This window comes from Kitasatospora sp. NPDC088391 (genome assembly GCF_044753345.1).
Lineage (GTDB): Bacteria > Actinomycetota > Actinomycetes > Streptomycetales > Streptomycetaceae > Kitasatospora.
This window is the reverse complement of the sequence record NZ_JBIVNB010000011.1, coordinates 269,343-285,511: the sequence shown is the minus strand read 5'-3', so window position 1 is coordinate 285,511 and position 16,169 is coordinate 269,343. Positions and strand designations below refer to the sequence as shown.

The following is a 16,169-nucleotide window of genomic DNA, read 5'->3' as shown; positions in this document are numbered from 1 at the left end:
GGGGGGGCCCCCCCCCCGCCCCACCCCCTTTGGGGTTTTTTTTTGTCGCTCGGCCGCGGCCCCCCGCGGGGGGGCCCCCGCCCCCCCCCGGGGGCCGGGGCCCCCCCCCCCCCCCCCCCGGGCCGGTGGTGACGCCGTATGGGCTGACGGGCGGTCAGGCCCGGTGCACCGTGATGGTGGTCCAGGCGCCGACGTGGATGCGGTCGCCGTCCTGCAGCGGGATCGCGGTGTGCGGCGGCAGCGCGTCCGGGCTGCCGTTCAGCGTGGTGCCGTTGGTGGAGTCCTGGTCGACCACCGCCCAGCTGCCGTCCGGCTGTTCGGCCAGCAGGGCGTGCTGGTGCGAGGCCCCCGGGTCCTCGGGGGAGACCGACAGGTCGATCTCCGGGACGGTGCCGCGCTGCTGGCTGCGCCGGCCGATCCGGAGCTGGCCGCGGCCGGTCAGCGGAACCCGCCGCTCGTTGCCGTAGGGCGGGAAGTACAGGCCGGACGCCTCCGGCCCGCTGCGGGCCATCATGTCCTCGAAGTACGCGCGGTCGGCGGCCACCACCGCGTACCAGGTGGCGCGCTGCGGCGCGGCCGGCGGCTGCCCGTGCTGCCCGCCCGGGCCCGGCTGTCCGGGCTGCCCCGGCTGTGCGCCCGGCGGGGAGAGCCGGAACGAGGTGCCGAACTCCTCGCCGCCGGGCTGCTGCTGCGGCGCGGACGGCTCGGCGTAGACCGGGCCGGTGCGTTCGTAGTCGACGTCCGGGAACGCGGCGGCCGGGCCCTTGTCGAAGGACGGTGCGGACGGGTAGGCGGGCGGCGGCGGGGGAGCGGCCGGTCCGGGCGCGGCCGGCGGGAAGCCGGGGCGCTCGTACGGCGACTGCGACTGCGGCTGCGCCGGGGGCGGCTGGGGCGGCTCGTACGGCGACTGCGGCGGCCGGCGCGGTTCGAACGCCGAGGGTGCCTGGGGCGCGGCCGGCGGCGCGGCGGGCGGGGCCGCCGAGGCCGGGGGAGCGGGCGGCTGGGGGCTCGGCGGCGGGAAGCCGTAGCCCTGCGGCAGGCCCGCGGCGGGGGCCGGGCCCGGCGGGCGGGCCGTGGTGGCGAGGTTGTAGTCATAGCCGCACTCCTCGCAGTACCGGCCGGTCTGCGGGCTGCGGCAGATCGGGCAGTTCGCCAGCGCGCCGGTGGGCGGCGGGGGCGGGGGCGGCGGGGCGCCGTACGGGCCGCCGGGCTGCGGCGCGCCGGGGCCGGTGGGCGTGCCGGCCGGCGGGGTCGGGGTGCGGCGGGGCTCGAAGTAGCCGCCGCCGGTCGGGGTGCCGGACGGCGGGGTGCTGCCCGGTCCGGCGGGCGGGTAGGCGCCGGGGTAGGGCGGGGCGGCCGGCGGCGCGGCGGGCGCGCCGGGGCCGGCGGCCCGGTCCGGGCCGCCGGGGAAGCCCGGGATGGCCAGGCCGGGCGGCGGGGTCATGGGGAATCCGCAGTAGTCGCACCAGTCCTCGGCCTGCGACTCGTGTCCCCTAGGGCAGATCGGCATCAGGTCCCCACTCCAGCAGGTTCGGGTCCGGCGGGTGTCCGGCTCACTTCTTCACGCGCACGGTCTTCGTGGACCGGGTCTCGAGGGTCATCGAGTCGGCCTCGCTCACGTTCTTACGGAACCGAACGGTACCCTCCCGCTCGTCGACCACGTCCACCACCTTCCGCAGCAGCTTGAGGGTGCCCTCGTTGCCGCTGGCGTGGGCGAGCTTCACGGCGGCGCCCAGCTTGGCGGTGGCGCGGTCGAGGTCGCCCGACCGGTGGGCCTCCAGGCCGTCCCGGATCGAGTCGGCCAGCTCGGCCTGACCGGTGTAGTGCGCGACCTGGGCGTTCAGCCGGGTCGAGGAGGCCAGGTCGTCGGTCCACACGGCGCGGACCAGGCCCTGGCCGAGCACCTCGGCGGTGCCGTCGGGGTGCGGCAGCACCAGGCTGATCCGGGCGGCCAGCATCTCGTTGCCGACGGCCGCGGCCGGGACCTCCACGCACACGTGGTAGTCGCGGGACTCGTCGCCCCAGGAACCCGTCGGGTAGTCCCCGGCGCGCGGCCCCGCCTCGGTCCGGCGCCCGGTGAGGTCGGCGACGTCGGGGGCGACCTGCTTGACGTACTTCACCTGCGCGCCCACCGGCGTCCAGACCCGCAGCGCCACGTCGGCGACCTGCTTGCCCATCGCGGTGGTCATCATCGAGCGGAAGTCCTCGGCCAGGCCGGAGGACTCGGCGACGATGTCGACGGTGCCCAGCAGGGCGTCGGATATCCGGCGCAGCTCGGCGACCTCCCAGTCGGTGCCGACGCCGCGGCAGTCGGCGGTGAAGTACCCGGCGGCGGAGTCCAGGGCGCGCTGCAGGTCGGCGGGCTTCTCGTGCTCGTTGCGGCCGTCGGTGAGCAGGATGGCGTGCCGGATCGTCGCCTCCGGGCGGGAGTCGAACAGCTGCCGGGCCTTGGTGACCCAGGTGCCGATCGCGGTGCCGCCGTTGGGGCGGAGCCGGCGCAGCGCGTCCTTGGCGTGCGCGCGGGTGTCCCGGCCGGCGACGGCGAGCCGGCCGTTGCCGGGGTAGATGTCGCCGGCCTCGTGGGTGCCGGCCACCACCGAGAAGGCCACGCCGTCGCGGAGTTCGTCGATGGCGGCGGCGGTGGCCTCGCGGGCGTGCCGGATCTTGGTGTTCGGGTACTCCATCGAGCCGGAGCAGTCGATCACCAGGACCACGGCGGCGCCGGGGCCGCCCGCCGCACCGGCGTCCAGCGGGCGCCCGCCGGAGGTGCCGCCGCCGGTCGCGGTGACCGTGACGATGGCGTTGACCTCGCGGGCGCCCTGGGCGAGGTACTCGTTCTGGAAGACGTCGACGTCGAACCGGGGCGCGCCGGGCTTGGACAGCGAGGCCATGGCGGAGAGCTCCTGTCGGAGGAATGGGAGAGGAGTGGGGAGTGGAGGGGAGTCGGGCGGGAGCGGGGGATCAGCCCGCGTCCGGTCGGGCGACCGTCCGCAGCGGGATCGTCGGGTCCGGCTCCGGGGCGGTGACCGTCCGCAGCGGGACGGTGGCGTCCGGGTCGGCCGCGCGCGGCAGCGGGACGTCCAGCAGGGTGTCGTCGTGGGCGGTCGGGGCGGCCGGCGGGTCGATCGGCAGGAGGGCGACGGTGATGTTGTCGTGCCCGCCGCGCCCGACCGCGAACCGCACCAACTCGCGTGCGGCGGCGAGCGGTTCGGTGCGGGCGTCGGCCGGGACCACGGCCGCCAGGTCGGTGGCGGCCTCGGCGTAGTTCCACAGGCCGTCGGAGCAGATCAGCAGCACGCCGGGGACGTGCGGGGTGAAGCCGACGGTGTGCGGGTCGAGGTCCTCGGCGTCGGCGCCGAGCCAGCCGGTGATGGCGTGGGCCCGCGGGTCGGCGTACGCCTCGGCCTCGCTCATCAGCCCGGCGGCGACCATCCGGGCCGCCCAGGAGTCGTCCTCGGTGAGCCGGTACGGCTCGGCGGACTCCCGGTCGTCGGGAACCCAGTAGGCGCGGGTGTCGCCGACCCAGCCGATGGTGACCAGGCCGGCCGCGCTGATCGCGCTGACGTAGGTGCAGGCGGGCGCGTTGCTGTGCCGGCCGTCGGGGGCGGTGCCGTCGTGGGCGAGCGCGCTGACGGCCCGGTTGGCGGCGCCGATCGCCTCGCGCATCGCCTGCCCGGGCTCGCGGCCCGCCCGCAGCGCGTTGACCAGCGAGTCGGCGGCGGCGGTGACGGCGGTGGCGGACGCCTCGTCGGGCCGGGACGAGGAGGAGACGCCGTCGCAGACCACGGCGAGCACGGCAGGCGTGCCGCCGGGGAGTTCGGCGGTGGCGACGCTGAAGGCGTCCTCGTTGCGGTGGTGGCGCAGGCCGCGGTCGGAGACGGCGGCGACGCCGGTCGTCTCCCGCTCCTGGTGGTCGCGCTCGCGGGGCTGGGCGTGCCCGCAGGCCTGGCACCAGCCGTCCGCGAGGTCGACCGAGCCGCAGTGCGGGCAGCTGGGCACCACCGGCAGGTCGCGCAGGGTCGGCGGCCCGGTCAGCGCCGTGCCGCAGGCCCCGCAGAAGGCGTCCTGGGGCCCCAGCGGTTCGGCACAGTTCGGGCACTCGGTCTGCTGCGGCATGTTCACACCCACGTCCGGGGGCGGGCCCGGTTGGCCCGTTCCACCCACTCGATCCTCGTTCCGGCCCGGTCGGACAACCGCGCCAACACCCGGTAGGAGTGTTCCAGGGCAAGCCGCAGTTCCCGTTCCGCGGCGGGATGTCCCAGCACGCTCAGCGTGGCGGGCTTCCCGGCCGCTCCGGCCAGCACCCACCGCAGCGCGGCGTCCAGCACCTCGACGGCCAGCTCCTCGTGCCGCCGGGCGTCCAGCCGCAGCGCCGTCAGCTGGGCCGAGCCGGCGGCGAGTTCGGCCGCCAGCGGCTCGGTGGCGGCCCGGCCGCGCAGCCGGGCCCGGACGGCGCCGACCCGGGCCGCGGTGAAGTGCGCGGAACTCTCCGGGACGGCCTCCAGCGCGGCCACCGCGCCGGGCCGGTCGTCGGCCGTGAGCCGGACCCGGGCCAGGCCGAACGCGGCGCCGACGTAGGAGCGGTCGGTCGCGCCGACCAGGCCGTAGTAGGCGGTGGCGTCCTCGGTCTCGCCGAGCAGCTCGGCGCAGGCGGCCAGCGCCAGCTTGGGCGCGGCCTCGCCGGGGAAGGCGTCGTACACCGCGTCGAAGGAGTCGGCGGCCTGCTCGGTGCGGCCGTCGGCGAGCGCGGTCAGCGCCCGGTACCAGACCACCCGCCAGTCGCCGGCGTGCTCGTCCTCCAGCCCGGCCAGCGCCTCGGCGGCGGCCGCCGGGTCGCCCAGCTCCAGGTGGGCGCGCAGGGTGCGCAGCCGCAGCTCGGGGGAGTCGGCGGCGGCCGCCCCCAGCGCGGCCAGCAGCTCCGCCGGGGCGGCGGCGGGCAGCGCGGAGAGGAAGCCGGCGTTCGGGTCGGCGGGGTCGACCAGCGGCGCGGGCAGGGCCAGCGCGACCGCCCGGGCGGCCGGCGGCTCCTCGGCCAACTCGCTGTCCACCAGCCGCAGTTCGGGGCCGAACAGGGTGGAGGCGGCCGGCCGGTCGCGGCCGTCCTGGAGGCTGAGCACCTCGCGCAGCACGCCGGTGAGCTGGGCGGCCATCTCCTCGGCGGAGGCGAACCGGCGGGCCGGGTCGGGGTCGGTGGCGCGGACCAGGAAGCGGTGGAAGGACTCGTAGCGGGCGAACACCTCGACCTCGTCCGCGCCCGGCAGCTCGTGCCGCCAGCGGTCCGCGTAGCCCTGGAAGTCGAAGGTCAGCACGGCCAGCGAGCGGGCCACCGTGTACAGGTCGGAGGAGGGCGAGGGCCCGTCGGTGGCGATCTCCGGGGCCTGGTAGCCGGTGGTGCCGTAGATCGGCCCGTCGTCGTCGTGCCGGCGGACCGCGCCCATGTCGATCAGCTTGAGCGTGTCGTCCGACTGGATCACGTTGTCGAGCTTGAAGTCGCAGTACACCAGCCCGCGCGCGTGCAGGTACCCGAGCGCGGGCAGCGCCTCCAGCGCGTACGCGATGGCCTGCTCGACCGGCAGCGGGTCGCGCCGCCCGTCGGGGGCGCGGCGCTCGTTGGCGATGTCCTTCAGCGACTTGCCGCCGACGTACTCCATCACGATGTAGCCGTCGGGCAGGCCGGTGCGGGCGTCCGGGTGCTCGACGAAGTTGATGATCCGGACGATGTTGGGGTGGTCGACCTCGGCCAGGAACCGGCGCTCGGCGATCGCCACCGCCAGCGCGTCCTCGTCACCGGTGTCGAGCAGGCCCTTCAGCACCACCCAGCGGTCGTTGACCCGGCGGTCCACCGCCAGGTAGATCCAGCCCAGGCCGCCGTGCGCCAGGCAGCCCATCACCTCGTACTGGCCGCCGACCAGGTCGCCGCGGCCCAGCTTCGGGCTGAACGAGTACGGGGTGCCGCACTTGGTGCAGAAGCCCTCCGGGCGGCCCGGGACGCCGTTCTTCTCCCGGCCCACCGGCTGGTCGCAGCGCGAGCAGAACCGCTTGCGCTCCGGCACCTCCGGGTTCACCAGCACCGCCTGCGCCGGGTCGCGGGTCGGCACCGGCGCGATCGTCACCAGGCCCGCGCCCAGGTTGCCGCGCCGCCCGGTGCCCGCCGAGCCGCGCGAGCTGCGCACCGACACCGACCGGCCGGAGCCGCTGCGCGCCGAACGGCCCGCCCGGGACCGGCCGGAGGTGGTCCGGGCGGAGCCCGAACGCCCCGACGCCGGACGGGAGGCCGCCGCCGAGGACACCGCCGAGGAGGCCCGCGCGGCCGTCCCGGTGCCGGGCTCGGCGGCCAGGCCGCACTCGTCGCAGTAGCCGTCCGGGTCCACGGTGCCGCCGCAGCCGTCGCGCCCGCACGGGCCGCCCGGGGCCGGGGCGGCGGCGCGCTGCGCGGGCACCTGGCGGGAGGCCGCGGGCTCGGCGGCCAGGCCGCACTCGTCGCAGTAGCCGTCCGGGTCGACGGCGCCCCCGCAGCCGTCGCGCCCGCACGGCCCGCCGGACACGGCCGCCGACGCCTTCGCCGACGCCTTCGCGGACGCCGTCCCGGCCCCCTCGGGGGCCAGTCCGCACGTGTCGCAGTACCCGTCCGGGTCGATCTCCCCGCCGCAACCCGCGCGGGCACACGCCTCAGCCATCGGTCTCCTCCCCCTGGCGACTGTCCTGGATGTGCTGCGGCGCCGGCGGCCGCAGCGCCTGCTGGAACCGGCCCACCGCCTCCGCGGCCGCCCGCAGGTCGCACGGGGCGCTCCACAGCAGCCAGCGGGCCTTCTCGAAGCGTTCGACCACCTCGGGGTCCTCGGCGAGGCCGAGCCGGGCGGCCATCGCCTTGTACGCCTCCAGCCGTCCGCGCAGTTCCGCCCGGACCGCGAGCGGCTGGGCGACCTCGGTCAGCGACTGCCGGGCCCGGCCCAGCTCCTTGGCCGCGGCGTCCTCCAGGGCGTCCAGCAGCGGGCCGAGCCGGTGCCACTGGCCGGTCTGCTGGAAGTCCACGGCCTGTGCGATCGCCTCGCGCAGCGCGGACGGCGGCCCCGGCACGGCGGGCACCTCGGTGGCGGCGATCTTGGCCAGCACCTCGCCGCGGGCCCGGCGGGCCTCGGCCAGCGTCAGGTCGGCCCGCTGCAGCAGGTCGGCGACCTGCTGCAGGCGCTCGTGCGACTCGTCGCGCAGCCGCAGCAGCCCCTCCAACTCGACGCGTATGTCGTCGAGTTGGCGACCCATCCGGTCGAATCCCGCGGTGTCGACGACCCCGGTCGGGGCGGCCCACGCCTCGTCCTCGGCGGCCCGGCCGCGCTGCGCGGGCACCCGGCTGGGCCGCCACAGCGCCAGCGGGTCGGCCACCACCTGGGAGCGCAGCGCCGCCAACTGCCCGGCCAGCTCGGACAGGTCGTCGGCGAGCGGGTGGCCGCCGGGGCGGACCCCGACCGAGACGGCGAGCATCTGCACCCGGCCCAGCTCGGCCAGCAGCAGGTCGATCCGGGCGGGCAGCGCCGACCAGACGGCGTCGACCGGGCCGACCACCTCCAGCACCACCGCGTACCAGCTGTTCATCCGCTCCAGCAGCTCGGCCAGCGTGACCCGCTCCACCAGCCGGGCGGGCGCGCCGAGTTGGCCGGCCGCCTCGGGGAGCCGGCCGCCGGAGACGGTGACCGCGGGGCCGGACAGCAGCTCGCTGAGCTCGGCCAGTTCGGCCGAGCCGGGCCGGGCCCGCCGGGAGCGGACCGCGCGGGCCGAGGCCAGCGCCTCCGCGTACCGGTCGAACAGCGCCCACAGCAGGGCGACGCCGCCCTCGGCGACGGTCCAGCGCTCCCGGGTGCGCCCGGACAGCTCGGCACCGGTCAGCAGCCGCAGCCCGGGGTGGTCCTGGAGCGCCAGCAGCGCCGCCTCGACCGCGTCGCGCTCGGCACCCAGCCGGGCCAGCGCGCGGTCGACCTCCTCACGGTTCATCACCGGGCGGGTCGTTCCGGCCAACGCGGTTCCTCCTCTCGGCCACGGTCGTGGTGACGGGGCGGGCGGGCCGGGCGGTCCGGGTGACGTCCCGTCGGCCGCCCAGTCTCCCCGAAGCCCGGCGCGGAGCGGACGGCGGACCCCCGCTCGCGGCGCGCACCGGGGCGGCCGGTCACGGCAGGTACGGGTCCGGCGACGCGCCCATGCTGGCCCGCAGCCAGGTGTCGTAGCTCGCCCGCCAGCCCCCGGAGGACCGCCAGTCGGCCAGCACCTGGTTGACCCAGGCGATCAGGTCGGTGTCGTTCTGGTTCATCCCGACGCCCATGAAGGCGGACTGGAACGGCTGTCCGACCAGCTCCATGGTCGGGTCCTGGGCGATCATCGCGGCGGCCAGCGAGCTGTCCGACAGCGTCACGTCGGCCTCGCCCAGCTCCATCAGCACCAGGCAGTCCAACTGGTTGTCGGGCGTGACGATCGCGGCCGCGCCCCGCGAGTCGGCCTTCAGCTCGGTGTGCGAGGAGGAGTTCAGCGCCGCGCACACCCGGCGGCCCTTCATCGCCTCCGCCGTGCCGCGCGCCTTGAGCGACTTCGGGGCCACCGCCTGCTGGGCGACCCGGAAGTACGGGACGGAGAAGGCGACGTCCTTCTTGCGCTCGCAGGTGATGGTCATCGCCCGGACCACCAGGTCGACCTCGCCGCTCTTCAGCGCGTCGATCCGGTGGGCGGTCGAGACGGTCTTCAGCACCACCTTGTCCGGGTCGCCCAGCACCGACTTGGCGACGGCGTGCGCCAGGTCGATGTCGAAGCCGACGATCTTGCCGGTCTGCGGGTTGCGGTACCCCCAGTTGTAGGCGCTCTGGTCGACGCCGACCACCAGCTTCCCGCGCTGGCGGATCTTCGCGATCTTCGCCCCGGCCTGCTGCTTCGGCGGCAGCGAGGCCGCCAGGTCGCAGTCCTCGGCGGCGGCCACCGCCAGTTCCGGTGCCCGCGCCGGGGCGCCCCCGGCCAGGCCGGCGGCCGAGCCGCCGGTGCCGAGCAGGCCCGCCGTGAGCGCCGCGGCCGCGATCAGGGCCCGGGTCCTCGCCTTGCGCATCCTTCGATCCCCCCGTTACCGGTACTCGGCCAGTCGGCGCCCGATGCCGCGCACCGTGCCCGCGGCGGCCAGCGCGGCCAGCAGCGCGACGGCGGCGGCCTGGACGGCCAGCACGGTGTCCACGCCGCCCGCGGCGGCCTCGAACGCGCCCTGCTCGGCCTGCTCGGCCGCCGCCCACTTCTGCTCCGCCGCCCCGAACGCGGTGTCGGCGGTGTCCCCGCCGTCGGCGGACAGCGTCAGCCCCAGCGCGGCCTCGTAGTCGCCGTCCGCGTCCTTCCCGGCCGCCTGCGCGTGCCGGTCCTGCCAGTCGCCGAACGCCTTGCGGGCGTCGGCCAGTTGCGCCCGCGCCGCGTTCGGCGGGGACTGCGAGAGGCCGTCCACCGAGCCGGCCTGCCCGGCCGGGCCGGTGAGCTCCTTCGCCAGCTGGTCCCAGCGCTGGGTGTAGGCGTCGGTGGCGCCCCGGGAGACCAGGTTGAGGTTCTCCGCGGTGTGCGCCTGCAGCGCCTCCACCCGCACCTGGTTGAGCTGGCGCAGCGGGTGGATGCCCTGCACCCGGGCGTCGTGCAGGCTGCCGCCGGCCGCCGCGGCGCCCGCGCCGAGCCAGACCAGGGCGGTCAGCACCGCCAGCGACGCGGCCAGCAGGCCCGGGTTGAACACCCGGTTGGTGCGGCGGAACAGCAGCACCTGGTAGCGGGCCAGCGCGCCCAGCGCCAGCACGCCCAGCGCCAGCGACAGCCAGGGCGTCGCCGCGGCGCGGTCGTACTCCTCGTCCAGCGCGGCGGCCTCGCTGTCGGCGAGCTTCTGCGCGGTCGGCAGGATGGTCTGCTGCATCAGCCCGGAGGCGTACCGCAGGTAGGCGCCGCCGAGCGGCAGGCCCTCCCGGTTGGCGGCCCGGGCGGTGTCCACCAGGCCCGCGTAGCGCGGCAGTTGCTGGTTCAGCTCGGCCAGCCGGAGCTGTGCGTCGCCGCCGGTGGAGCCGGTCCGGGCGGCCGCCTCGGAGATCAGCCGGGCGGCGGTCGCCAGGTCGTCCTGGTAGCGCTTGCGCAGGGCGGGCGGCTCCTGGCCGGCCAGCAGGAAGCCGGCCGCGGCGGTGGTGTCGGCGTCCGCCAGCGAGCGGTAGATCTCCGCCGCGTCCTGGCTGAGCGGCTCGCTGCGGGACACCAGCCCGCCCGAGGCGGCCGAACGGTTCGCGGACTGCCAGAGCCCGGCCGTGCCGAACAGCAGCACCAGCGCGACCAGCACCGCGGCGGCGGCCCGCAGCCGCCCCGGCGGCGTCCGCCCGGCGGCGCGCAGCCGGGCCACCGGGCCCGGCCCGCGGGTCGCGGGCGGCGCGGCGGCGCCCTCCTGTGCCTGTGCGAGCACCGTTCCCCCCATCGGTCCGCTTCCCCCTGTCGTGGCCCGTCACCCGGCAGTATGGCGGTCGGGAGCGATCACCACACCCGAGTTGTCCGGGAGTTCTTCCACCGGTGACCGGTTCGTTCCCGACCGGTGGCGGCCCGGCGGCCCGGCGCCGGCGGCCCGGCCCGCCCCCCTCGCGTCCGCTGCGACGCCGGGCGGCGGCCGTCCGGTTCCGCGCCCTCGTAAGCTGGGGCCATGCGCCTGATCGGAACCGTCGCCCCGGACCGCCCGCTGCTCGTCGTCGCGCTGCCCGAGGAGGCCGCGCACCTGGACGGCGGCCTGCCGGTGCTGCTGACCGGCATGGGCAAGGTCAACGCCGCGACCGCGCTGGCCACCGTGCTGGGCGGCGGCGCGCGGCCCGCCGAGGTGGTCAACCTGGGCACCGCCGGGGCGCTGCGGCCCGGGCTGGCCGGCACCCACGAGATCGCCCGGGTGCTCCAGCACGACCTGGACACCGCGCTGCTGGAGGGCCTGACGGGCCGTCCGATGGACGGCCCGATCGAACTGGCCCCGGCCGGTCCGGTGCTCGCCACCGGCGACCGCTTCGTCTCCGCCGACGCCGAGCGCGACCTGCTCGCGGCCCGCGCCGACCTGGTCGACATGGAGGGCTGGGCGGTGGCCCACGTGGCCCGCCGGGCCGGGCTGCCGGTCCGGCTGGTCAAGCACGTCAGCGACGAGGCCGGCGACGGCGCGTTCCGCAGCTGGCAGGAGTCGGTCGACGCCTGCGCGAAGCTGCTCGCCGACTGGGCCCGCACCCGCCTGGCCTGACGCGCCCCCCCGGGGCCGGTGCCGCCGGTGGCTCCGCCGACGACGGAGCGCCCGTCCCCGGCCGCGGCGGCACGGGACGGGCGCTCCGACGGAGGATCAGGCGCTCGGCGTCTGGTACGGGTTCGGCACCGGCTGGCCCTGCGGCGGGACGCCCGCGCCGCCGCCCAGCAGGCCGGCGGTGAAGACGTCCATCTCGGCGCGCCAGTAGCGGCCGATGTTCAGGCGGGTCGGCTTCGGCTCGCCCGGCAGCTGGAAGCGCAGCGAGCTCCACAGCGTGTTGCGGCGCACGTCGCTGATCGAGGCCCGGGCCTGGTCCAGCGGGATCACGTGCACGAGCTCCTTGGGACGGTTGCTCATCCGGGAGGCCTTGTGCACGACGACCACGCGCTCGGTCAGGGTGACGAAGTAGTACTTCACGAACAGCTGGCCGATCAGGCCCAGCTCGTTCATCAGCCACGGGCTCGGGCCGGTGATGGTGTGGAAGGTCGTCACCGCGCGGTCGTTCGGCTCGATCGCGGCGATCGCCGCGGCGACCTGCTCCTGCATGGTGGACTTGCGGATCGCCATCTGGCACCTGCTCCGGTCTTCGGGCGCACGCCCCCGTTCGGACGCACTGTGAGCGCGGGACGTTAGCGGCCCCGGGCTCCGCCCTTCAACGGACAGAACGGGCAACTCGTACAACAGCGCGGAATGTTCACCCAACCGAGACCCGGGCCGGGAACTTGTCGGCTTCGTGACGTACCGTCACCCCGAGGCGCCGTCCGAACCGCCGGTGCCGTCCGGGCCGTCCGCCCCGGGCAGCACGTCGGCCACCGCGCAGGCGACGTTGTCGGGCGCGCCCGCGTCGTGGGCCAGCGCGATCAGCCGCCGGACGGCCTCCGCCGGGTCGGCGGCCGCGGCCAGCACGGTCCGCAGCCGCTCCTCGGCGACCCAGCGGGACAGGCCGTCGGAGCACAGCAGGTAGCGGTCGCCCGGGCGGGCCCCGTGCAGCGAGACGTCCGGGCGGCCGTCGCCGGAGCCGGTCAGCGCCCGCACCAGCAGGGTGCGCTGCGGGTGCGAGGCGGCCTCCGCCAGGGTCAGCCGGCCCTCGTCGACCAGCGACTGGACCAGGGTGTGGTCGTGGGTGATCCGCAGCAGCCCGCCGTCGCGCAGCAGGTAGGCCCGGGAGTCGCCGATGTGCACCAGCGCCAGCTGCGAACCGGACCAGAGCACCGCCGTCAGCGTGGTGCCCGCGCCCGGCAGCCCGCCCGCCGCGCCGACCTCGGCGTCCAGCCCGGCCAGCGCGTCCTCCAGCGCGTTCAGCAGTTCGCCGGCGGGCGGTTCGAGCCCGCGCAGCGCGGCGATCGCGGCCTCCCCGGCCTGCTGCCCGCCGCCCTGCGGGCCCATCCCGTCGGCGACCGCGACCAGGCCCGGCCCGGCGTACGCGCAGTCGTCGTTGCGCTCGCGCACCAGGCCCCGGTCCGATCCGGCCGCGTACTCGACCCGCAGCGTGCCCGTCGTGTTCCCCATGGCGGTGTCCTTCCCCGAGAGGTGGTCGACGAGGAAGGCGGCGAGCTCCCGGCGGGCCTCGGTCTCGGCCCGCACCCGCTCCCAGTACGCGGCGACCTCCGCGGCCGCCGCACCGGGCTCCAGGGCGAGCACCGACCTGATCCGGGCCAGCGGCATGCCGAGCCGGCGCAGCCACGCCACCAGCCGGGCCCGCTCCAACTGCCCGGCGGCGTAACGCCGGTAGCCCGACACCGGGTCCACCTCGGCGGGCCGCAGCAGCCCCAGCTCGTCGTACAGCCGCAGGGCCTTCGGCGACAGCCGGGCCGCCCGGGCGAACGCCCCGATGGTCAGCAGCTCCATCCCCGCCCTCCTCGTACCGGACCGCGCGGCCCGGCCCCACCGACTCTGGGCCTTCCCCGAGGGGGAAGGTCAAGCCCGATTCTCCGCGCCCGGTCCGCCGGTGAACGGCAGGCCGGCGGCGAACGGCGGGGCGGCGGGCGCGGGCCCGAGCGTCGTGGTGCCGGGGGCCGCGCGGTGCCCGAGCCCGGTGCGGTAGACGTCGAGGGCGAGTTCGGTCCGGCCGGTCCGGCGCAGCAGGTCGCCGAAGAGGCGGCAGAGGTCGGCGAGGTCGCCGGCCGCGCCGGCCCGTTCCAGCAGCGAGAGCGCGCGGACGTAGTGCTCCTCGGCGGCGGCCGGATCGTCCCGGTCCTCGGCGAGCAGTCCGAGCAGGCGGTGGGCGGCCCCGGCGTGGACCGCGCCCAGCTCGGGGGCCGCCCCCGGGCCCGCCGGGTCCGCCGGGTCGGGGCCGGTGCGGGCGAGCAGGCCGGTGAGCAGGTCCTCGGCCGCGCGGTGGCTGCCCCGGCGGCGCAGCACGTCGGCGAGTTCCACGTCGACCTGGTGGATGAGGAGTTCGGCCCGCCGGCTGGCCAGCAGGTCGCGCGCCGTGCGCAGGCTCTGCTCGGCCCGGTCGAGGTCGTCGGCCTGGGCGTGCACGTAGCCGCGCATCCAGTGGCACTTGGCGAGGTCGCCGGTCAGCCGCAGCCGCCGGTAGAGCTCCTGGGCCTTGGCGAGGGAGGCGTCGGCCTCGGCGGTGCGGCCCTCGGCGATCAGGGTGCGGGCGACGCTGCGGTGGAGGTGGGCGACCAGGGCGGGGTCGGTGGCGGTCGGGGCGAGGGCGAGGGCGAGTTCGGCGGCCTGGGCGGCGCGGGCGTGGGCGCCCATGTCCATGTAGGGCCCGATGACGGCGGAGTAGAGCAGCAGCAGGGCGTCCGGGTCGTGCAGGCCGGCGGCGTTGAGCCGGTCGATCTCGGTCTCCAGCAGGTAGCAGGCGTAGCGCAGTTCGCCGGCCAGCAGGTGGGCGACGGCCCGGCCCCGGACGGCTGCCGCCCGGCGGGGCAGCGGCTGGTCCCCCCGGAGCTGTTCGACCGCCTCGAAGTGCCGCCGGGCGTCGGCCAGCCGGCCGCTCTCCAGGGCGCACTCGCCGAGGCCGAGCAGGGCGGCGGGGCGGACGGCCGGGAGGTCGTGCCGCGCGGCGCGTTCCAGGACGTCGGCGAAGCGGTCGGCGGCCTCCTCGACGTCGCCGGTGGCGAGTGCGCCCTGGGCCTCGGTGAGCGCGAGGTTGAGTTCGGTGGCGAGGTGGGCGGGGCGGCCGGTGGCGAGTTCGTCGTAGCCGACGCCGAGGCGCTCGGCGAGGTGGCGCAGGACGGCTTCGGACGGGTTGGCCCGGCCGGCCTCCAGGGTGGAGACGTACGCGGCGGTGCAGACGGGTTCGGCGAGCGCGCGCTGGGTGAGGCCGCGCGCGCGCCTGAGCCGCTGGACGCGCTGCCCGACGGCGTCGTCGGGCCCGGTCGTCCCGGCCTCCCCGGTCGTCCCGGTCGTCCCGGCCTCCCCGGTCGTCCCGGTCTCCTCGGTCATGGCCTGCCCTTCCGCCGTCCGCCGGGCCCCGACCCGTTGTCGGGGACGCGACGATGCCCTACATTAACTCGGCACGTAATTCTGATTATCCCTCAATTTAACGTCGATCGACGGGAGTTTCACCGTGCGCACCAGAAGTCTCGCCGCGCTGGCCCTGGGCGCGGTACTCGCGCTCACCGGCGCCGGCCTCGCCCGACCGGCCGTCGCCGCCCCCGCCCCGGCGGGCCCGTCGGTTGCCGCGGCCACCCGGCAGGTCGAGGCATTCGGGGAGGACGGCTCGATCTCCCGCGCCCAGGCCCCGGCCCGCTCGCCGTTCACCGCCGCCCCGCCCGCGGCCGCCCTCGCCGTCGGCGGCGTCGGCGGCGTCGACGGCACGGTCACCCCGATCGTCCAGGCCGGCCCGACCGGCGCCAAGCTCGACCTGGTGGTCGTCGGCGACGGCTACACCGCGGCCGAGCAGGGCAGGTTCCTCACCGACGCGGCGGCCAAGTGGCGGGAGATCTCGGCCGTCGAGCCGTACGCGAGCTACCGCGGCCTGTTCAACGTCTGGGCGGTGCAGGCGGTCTCCGCGGAGTCCGGCGTCTCCGGCGACCCGGACCCGGCGACGGTCCGCCGCACCGCGCTCGGCTCCTACTTCTGGTGCAGCGGCGTCGAGCGCCTGCTGTGCGTCGACACCGACGCCGTCGACCGTTACGCGGCCAGGGCCCCGCAGGCCGACCTGGTGCTGGTGGTCGCCAACAGCACCAAGTACGGCGGCGCCGGCTACAACGACCTCGTCTCCCCGCTCGGCTACTCGGGCATCGCCACCGTCTCCGGCGGCAACGACCGGTCGGGGCAGATCGCCGTCCACGAGACCGGCCACTCGCTGGGGCACCTGGCCGACGAGTACTGGTACGACGGGCAGGGCCCGTACACGGGGGCCGAGCCGGCCGAGGCCAACCTCAGCGGGCTCACGGCCGACCGGATGCGGAGCGCGAGGACCAAGTGGTACCGCTGGCTCGGCCGGACCTCGCCGGACGGCGGCACGGTCGGCGCCTACCAGGGCGGCGGCTACTACCCGACCGGCCTCTACCGGCCGACCGACAACTCGATCATGCGGTCGCTGGGCCGCGAGTTCAGCCTGCCCGGCCGCGAGGCGATGATCGCCGGGTTCTACCGCTACGCGTCGACCCTCACCAGCACCACCCCGACCACCGGGACGCTCACCCCGGCCGACCGCGTCGAGATCGCCCTGCCGGTCGCCGGCACCCGCGTGCGCTGGTACCTCGACGGCCGCGAACTGACGGCCCTGCGCGGCCGCACCCGCCCGGACCTCGCCGCACTGCACCTGACCGGCCCGAAGTGGCTGCACCACCGGCTGACCGCCACCGCCACCGACCCCACCCCGGCGGTGATCGACCCGGACCTGCTGCCCGCGCTCACCCACAGCCTCGACTGGGACCTGACCCGCTGACACCCCGCCGGGCCGCCCGGTCGCCCGGTCGCCCCGTCCAAGGACCCGGAGCGCCGAGCCGCCGGGAAC

At 76.9% G+C, this 16,169-nt stretch carries 12 protein-coding genes; 2 read left to right on the top strand and 10 right to left on the bottom strand.

What is annotated here, in order from left to right; translation table 11 throughout:
* Nucleotides 1–154: 154 nt before the first annotated feature.
* From ACIQBJ_RS29040 to ACIQBJ_RS29010, 7 genes are all read right to left on the bottom strand, one after another.
* Nucleotides 155–1,444 carry an FHA domain-containing protein gene (locus tag ACIQBJ_RS29040; RefSeq protein WP_400716312.1) on the bottom strand — a complete coding sequence of 430 codons (1,290 nt, stop codon included), beginning with the start codon at nt 1,442–1,444 and terminating at the stop codon, nt 155–157.
* A 109-nt stretch (nt 1,445–1,553) separates the two neighbouring features.
* Nucleotides 1,554–2,891 carry a VWA domain-containing protein gene (locus ACIQBJ_RS29035; protein WP_400716310.1) on the bottom strand — a complete coding sequence of 446 codons (1,338 nt, stop codon included), beginning with the start codon at nt 2,889–2,891 and terminating at the stop codon, nt 1,554–1,556.
* A gap of 70 nt (nt 2,892–2,961) precedes the next feature.
* Complete coding sequence (locus ACIQBJ_RS29030) at nt 2,962–4,116, bottom strand: PP2C family serine/threonine-protein phosphatase (protein WP_400716308.1); 1,155 nt, start codon at nt 4,114–4,116, stop codon at nt 2,962–2,964.
* 2 nt (nt 4,117–4,118) lie between these two features.
* The gene (locus ACIQBJ_RS29025) at nt 4,119–6,677 is read right to left on the bottom strand and encodes a tetratricopeptide repeat protein (protein WP_400716306.1); all 2,559 of its coding nucleotides are present in this window, start codon (nt 6,675–6,677) and stop codon (nt 4,119–4,121) included.
* On the bottom strand, nt 6,670–7,986 hold the full coding sequence (locus ACIQBJ_RS29020) for a hypothetical protein (RefSeq protein WP_400716350.1): 1,317 nt from the start codon (nt 7,984–7,986) through the stop codon (nt 6,670–6,672). Before ACIQBJ_RS29020 ends, ACIQBJ_RS29025 begins: the two co-directional genes overlap by 8 nt.
* A 172-nt stretch (nt 7,987–8,158) precedes the next feature.
* On the bottom strand, nt 8,159–9,079 hold the full coding sequence (locus tag ACIQBJ_RS29015) for a glutamate ABC transporter substrate-binding protein (RefSeq protein WP_400716304.1): 921 nt from the start codon (nt 9,077–9,079) through the stop codon (nt 8,159–8,161).
* Nucleotides 9,080–9,094: 15 nt separating this feature from the next.
* Complete coding sequence (locus ACIQBJ_RS29010; protein WP_400716302.1) at nt 9,095–10,441, bottom strand: hypothetical protein; 1,347 nt, start codon at nt 10,439–10,441, stop codon at nt 9,095–9,097.
* Between the two features lie 231 nt (nt 10,442–10,672).
* Here ACIQBJ_RS29010 and ACIQBJ_RS29005 point away from each other — a divergent pair, with 231 nt between their 5' ends.
* On the top strand, nt 10,673–11,245 hold the full coding sequence (locus tag ACIQBJ_RS29005; protein ID WP_400716300.1) for a nucleosidase: 573 nt from the start codon (nt 10,673–10,675) through the stop codon (nt 11,243–11,245).
* A gap of 96 nt (nt 11,246–11,341) precedes the next feature.
* On the opposite strand, the gene ACIQBJ_RS29000 is transcribed toward ACIQBJ_RS29005, so the two are convergent.
* The 3 genes from ACIQBJ_RS29000 to ACIQBJ_RS28990 form a co-directional block, all read right to left on the bottom strand.
* Nucleotides 11,342–11,812: a hypothetical protein gene (locus tag ACIQBJ_RS29000; protein ID WP_400716298.1), complete on the bottom strand. Its 471-nt coding sequence runs from the start codon at nt 11,810–11,812 to the stop codon at nt 11,342–11,344.
* Nucleotides 11,813–11,989: 177 nt separating this feature from the next.
* Nucleotides 11,990–13,093 (bottom strand): MerR family transcriptional regulator, encoded by a 1,104-nt coding sequence (locus tag ACIQBJ_RS28995; protein ID WP_400716296.1) that lies wholly within the window; start codon nt 13,091–13,093, stop codon nt 11,990–11,992.
* Nucleotides 13,094–13,162: 69 nt separating this feature from the next.
* Entirely contained in the window at nt 13,163–14,647 is a 1,485-nt protein-coding gene (locus ACIQBJ_RS28990) for a helix-turn-helix domain-containing protein (RefSeq protein WP_400716294.1), read from the bottom strand.
* A 124-nt stretch (nt 14,648–14,771) separates the two neighbouring features.
* On the opposite strand from ACIQBJ_RS28990, the gene ACIQBJ_RS28985 reads away from it, so the two are divergent.
* Nucleotides 14,772–16,100, top strand: a complete 1,329-nt coding sequence (locus tag ACIQBJ_RS28985) for a M64 family metallopeptidase (RefSeq protein WP_400716292.1) — start codon at nt 14,772–14,774, stop codon at nt 16,098–16,100.
* The last annotated feature ends 69 nt before the right edge of the window (nt 16,101–16,169 follow it).

Coding starts and splice junctions, on each gene's coding strand:
- ACIQBJ_RS29030 (WP_400716308.1), bottom strand. CDS start 4,116: ATGCCGCAGCAGACCGAGTGCCCGAACTGTGCCGAACCGCTGGGGCCC.
- ACIQBJ_RS29025 (WP_400716306.1), bottom strand. CDS start 6,677: ATGGCTGAGGCGTGTGCCCGCGCGGGTTGCGGCGGGGAGATCGACCCG.
- ACIQBJ_RS29015 (WP_400716304.1), bottom strand. CDS start 9,079: ATGCGCAAGGCGAGGACCCGGGCCCTGATCGCGGCCGCGGCGCTCACG.
- ACIQBJ_RS28990 (WP_400716294.1), bottom strand. CDS start 14,647: ATGACCGAGGAGACCGGGACGACCGGGGAGGCCGGGACGACCGGGACG.
- ACIQBJ_RS29035 (WP_400716310.1), bottom strand. CDS start 2,891: ATGGCCTCGCTGTCCAAGCCCGGCGCGCCCCGGTTCGACGTCGACGTC.
- ACIQBJ_RS29005 (WP_400716300.1), top strand. CDS start 10,673: ATGCGCCTGATCGGAACCGTCGCCCCGGACCGCCCGCTGCTCGTCGTC.
- ACIQBJ_RS29020 (WP_400716350.1), bottom strand. CDS start 7,986: ATGAACCGTGAGGAGGTCGACCGCGCGCTGGCCCGGCTGGGTGCCGAG.
- ACIQBJ_RS29040 (WP_400716312.1), bottom strand. CDS start 1,444: ATGACCCCGCCGCCCGGCCTGGCCATCCCGGGCTTCCCCGGCGGCCCG.
- ACIQBJ_RS28995 (WP_400716296.1), bottom strand. CDS start 13,093: ATGGAGCTGCTGACCATCGGGGCGTTCGCCCGGGCGGCCCGGCTGTCG.
- ACIQBJ_RS29000 (WP_400716298.1), bottom strand. CDS start 11,812: ATGGCGATCCGCAAGTCCACCATGCAGGAGCAGGTCGCCGCGGCGATC.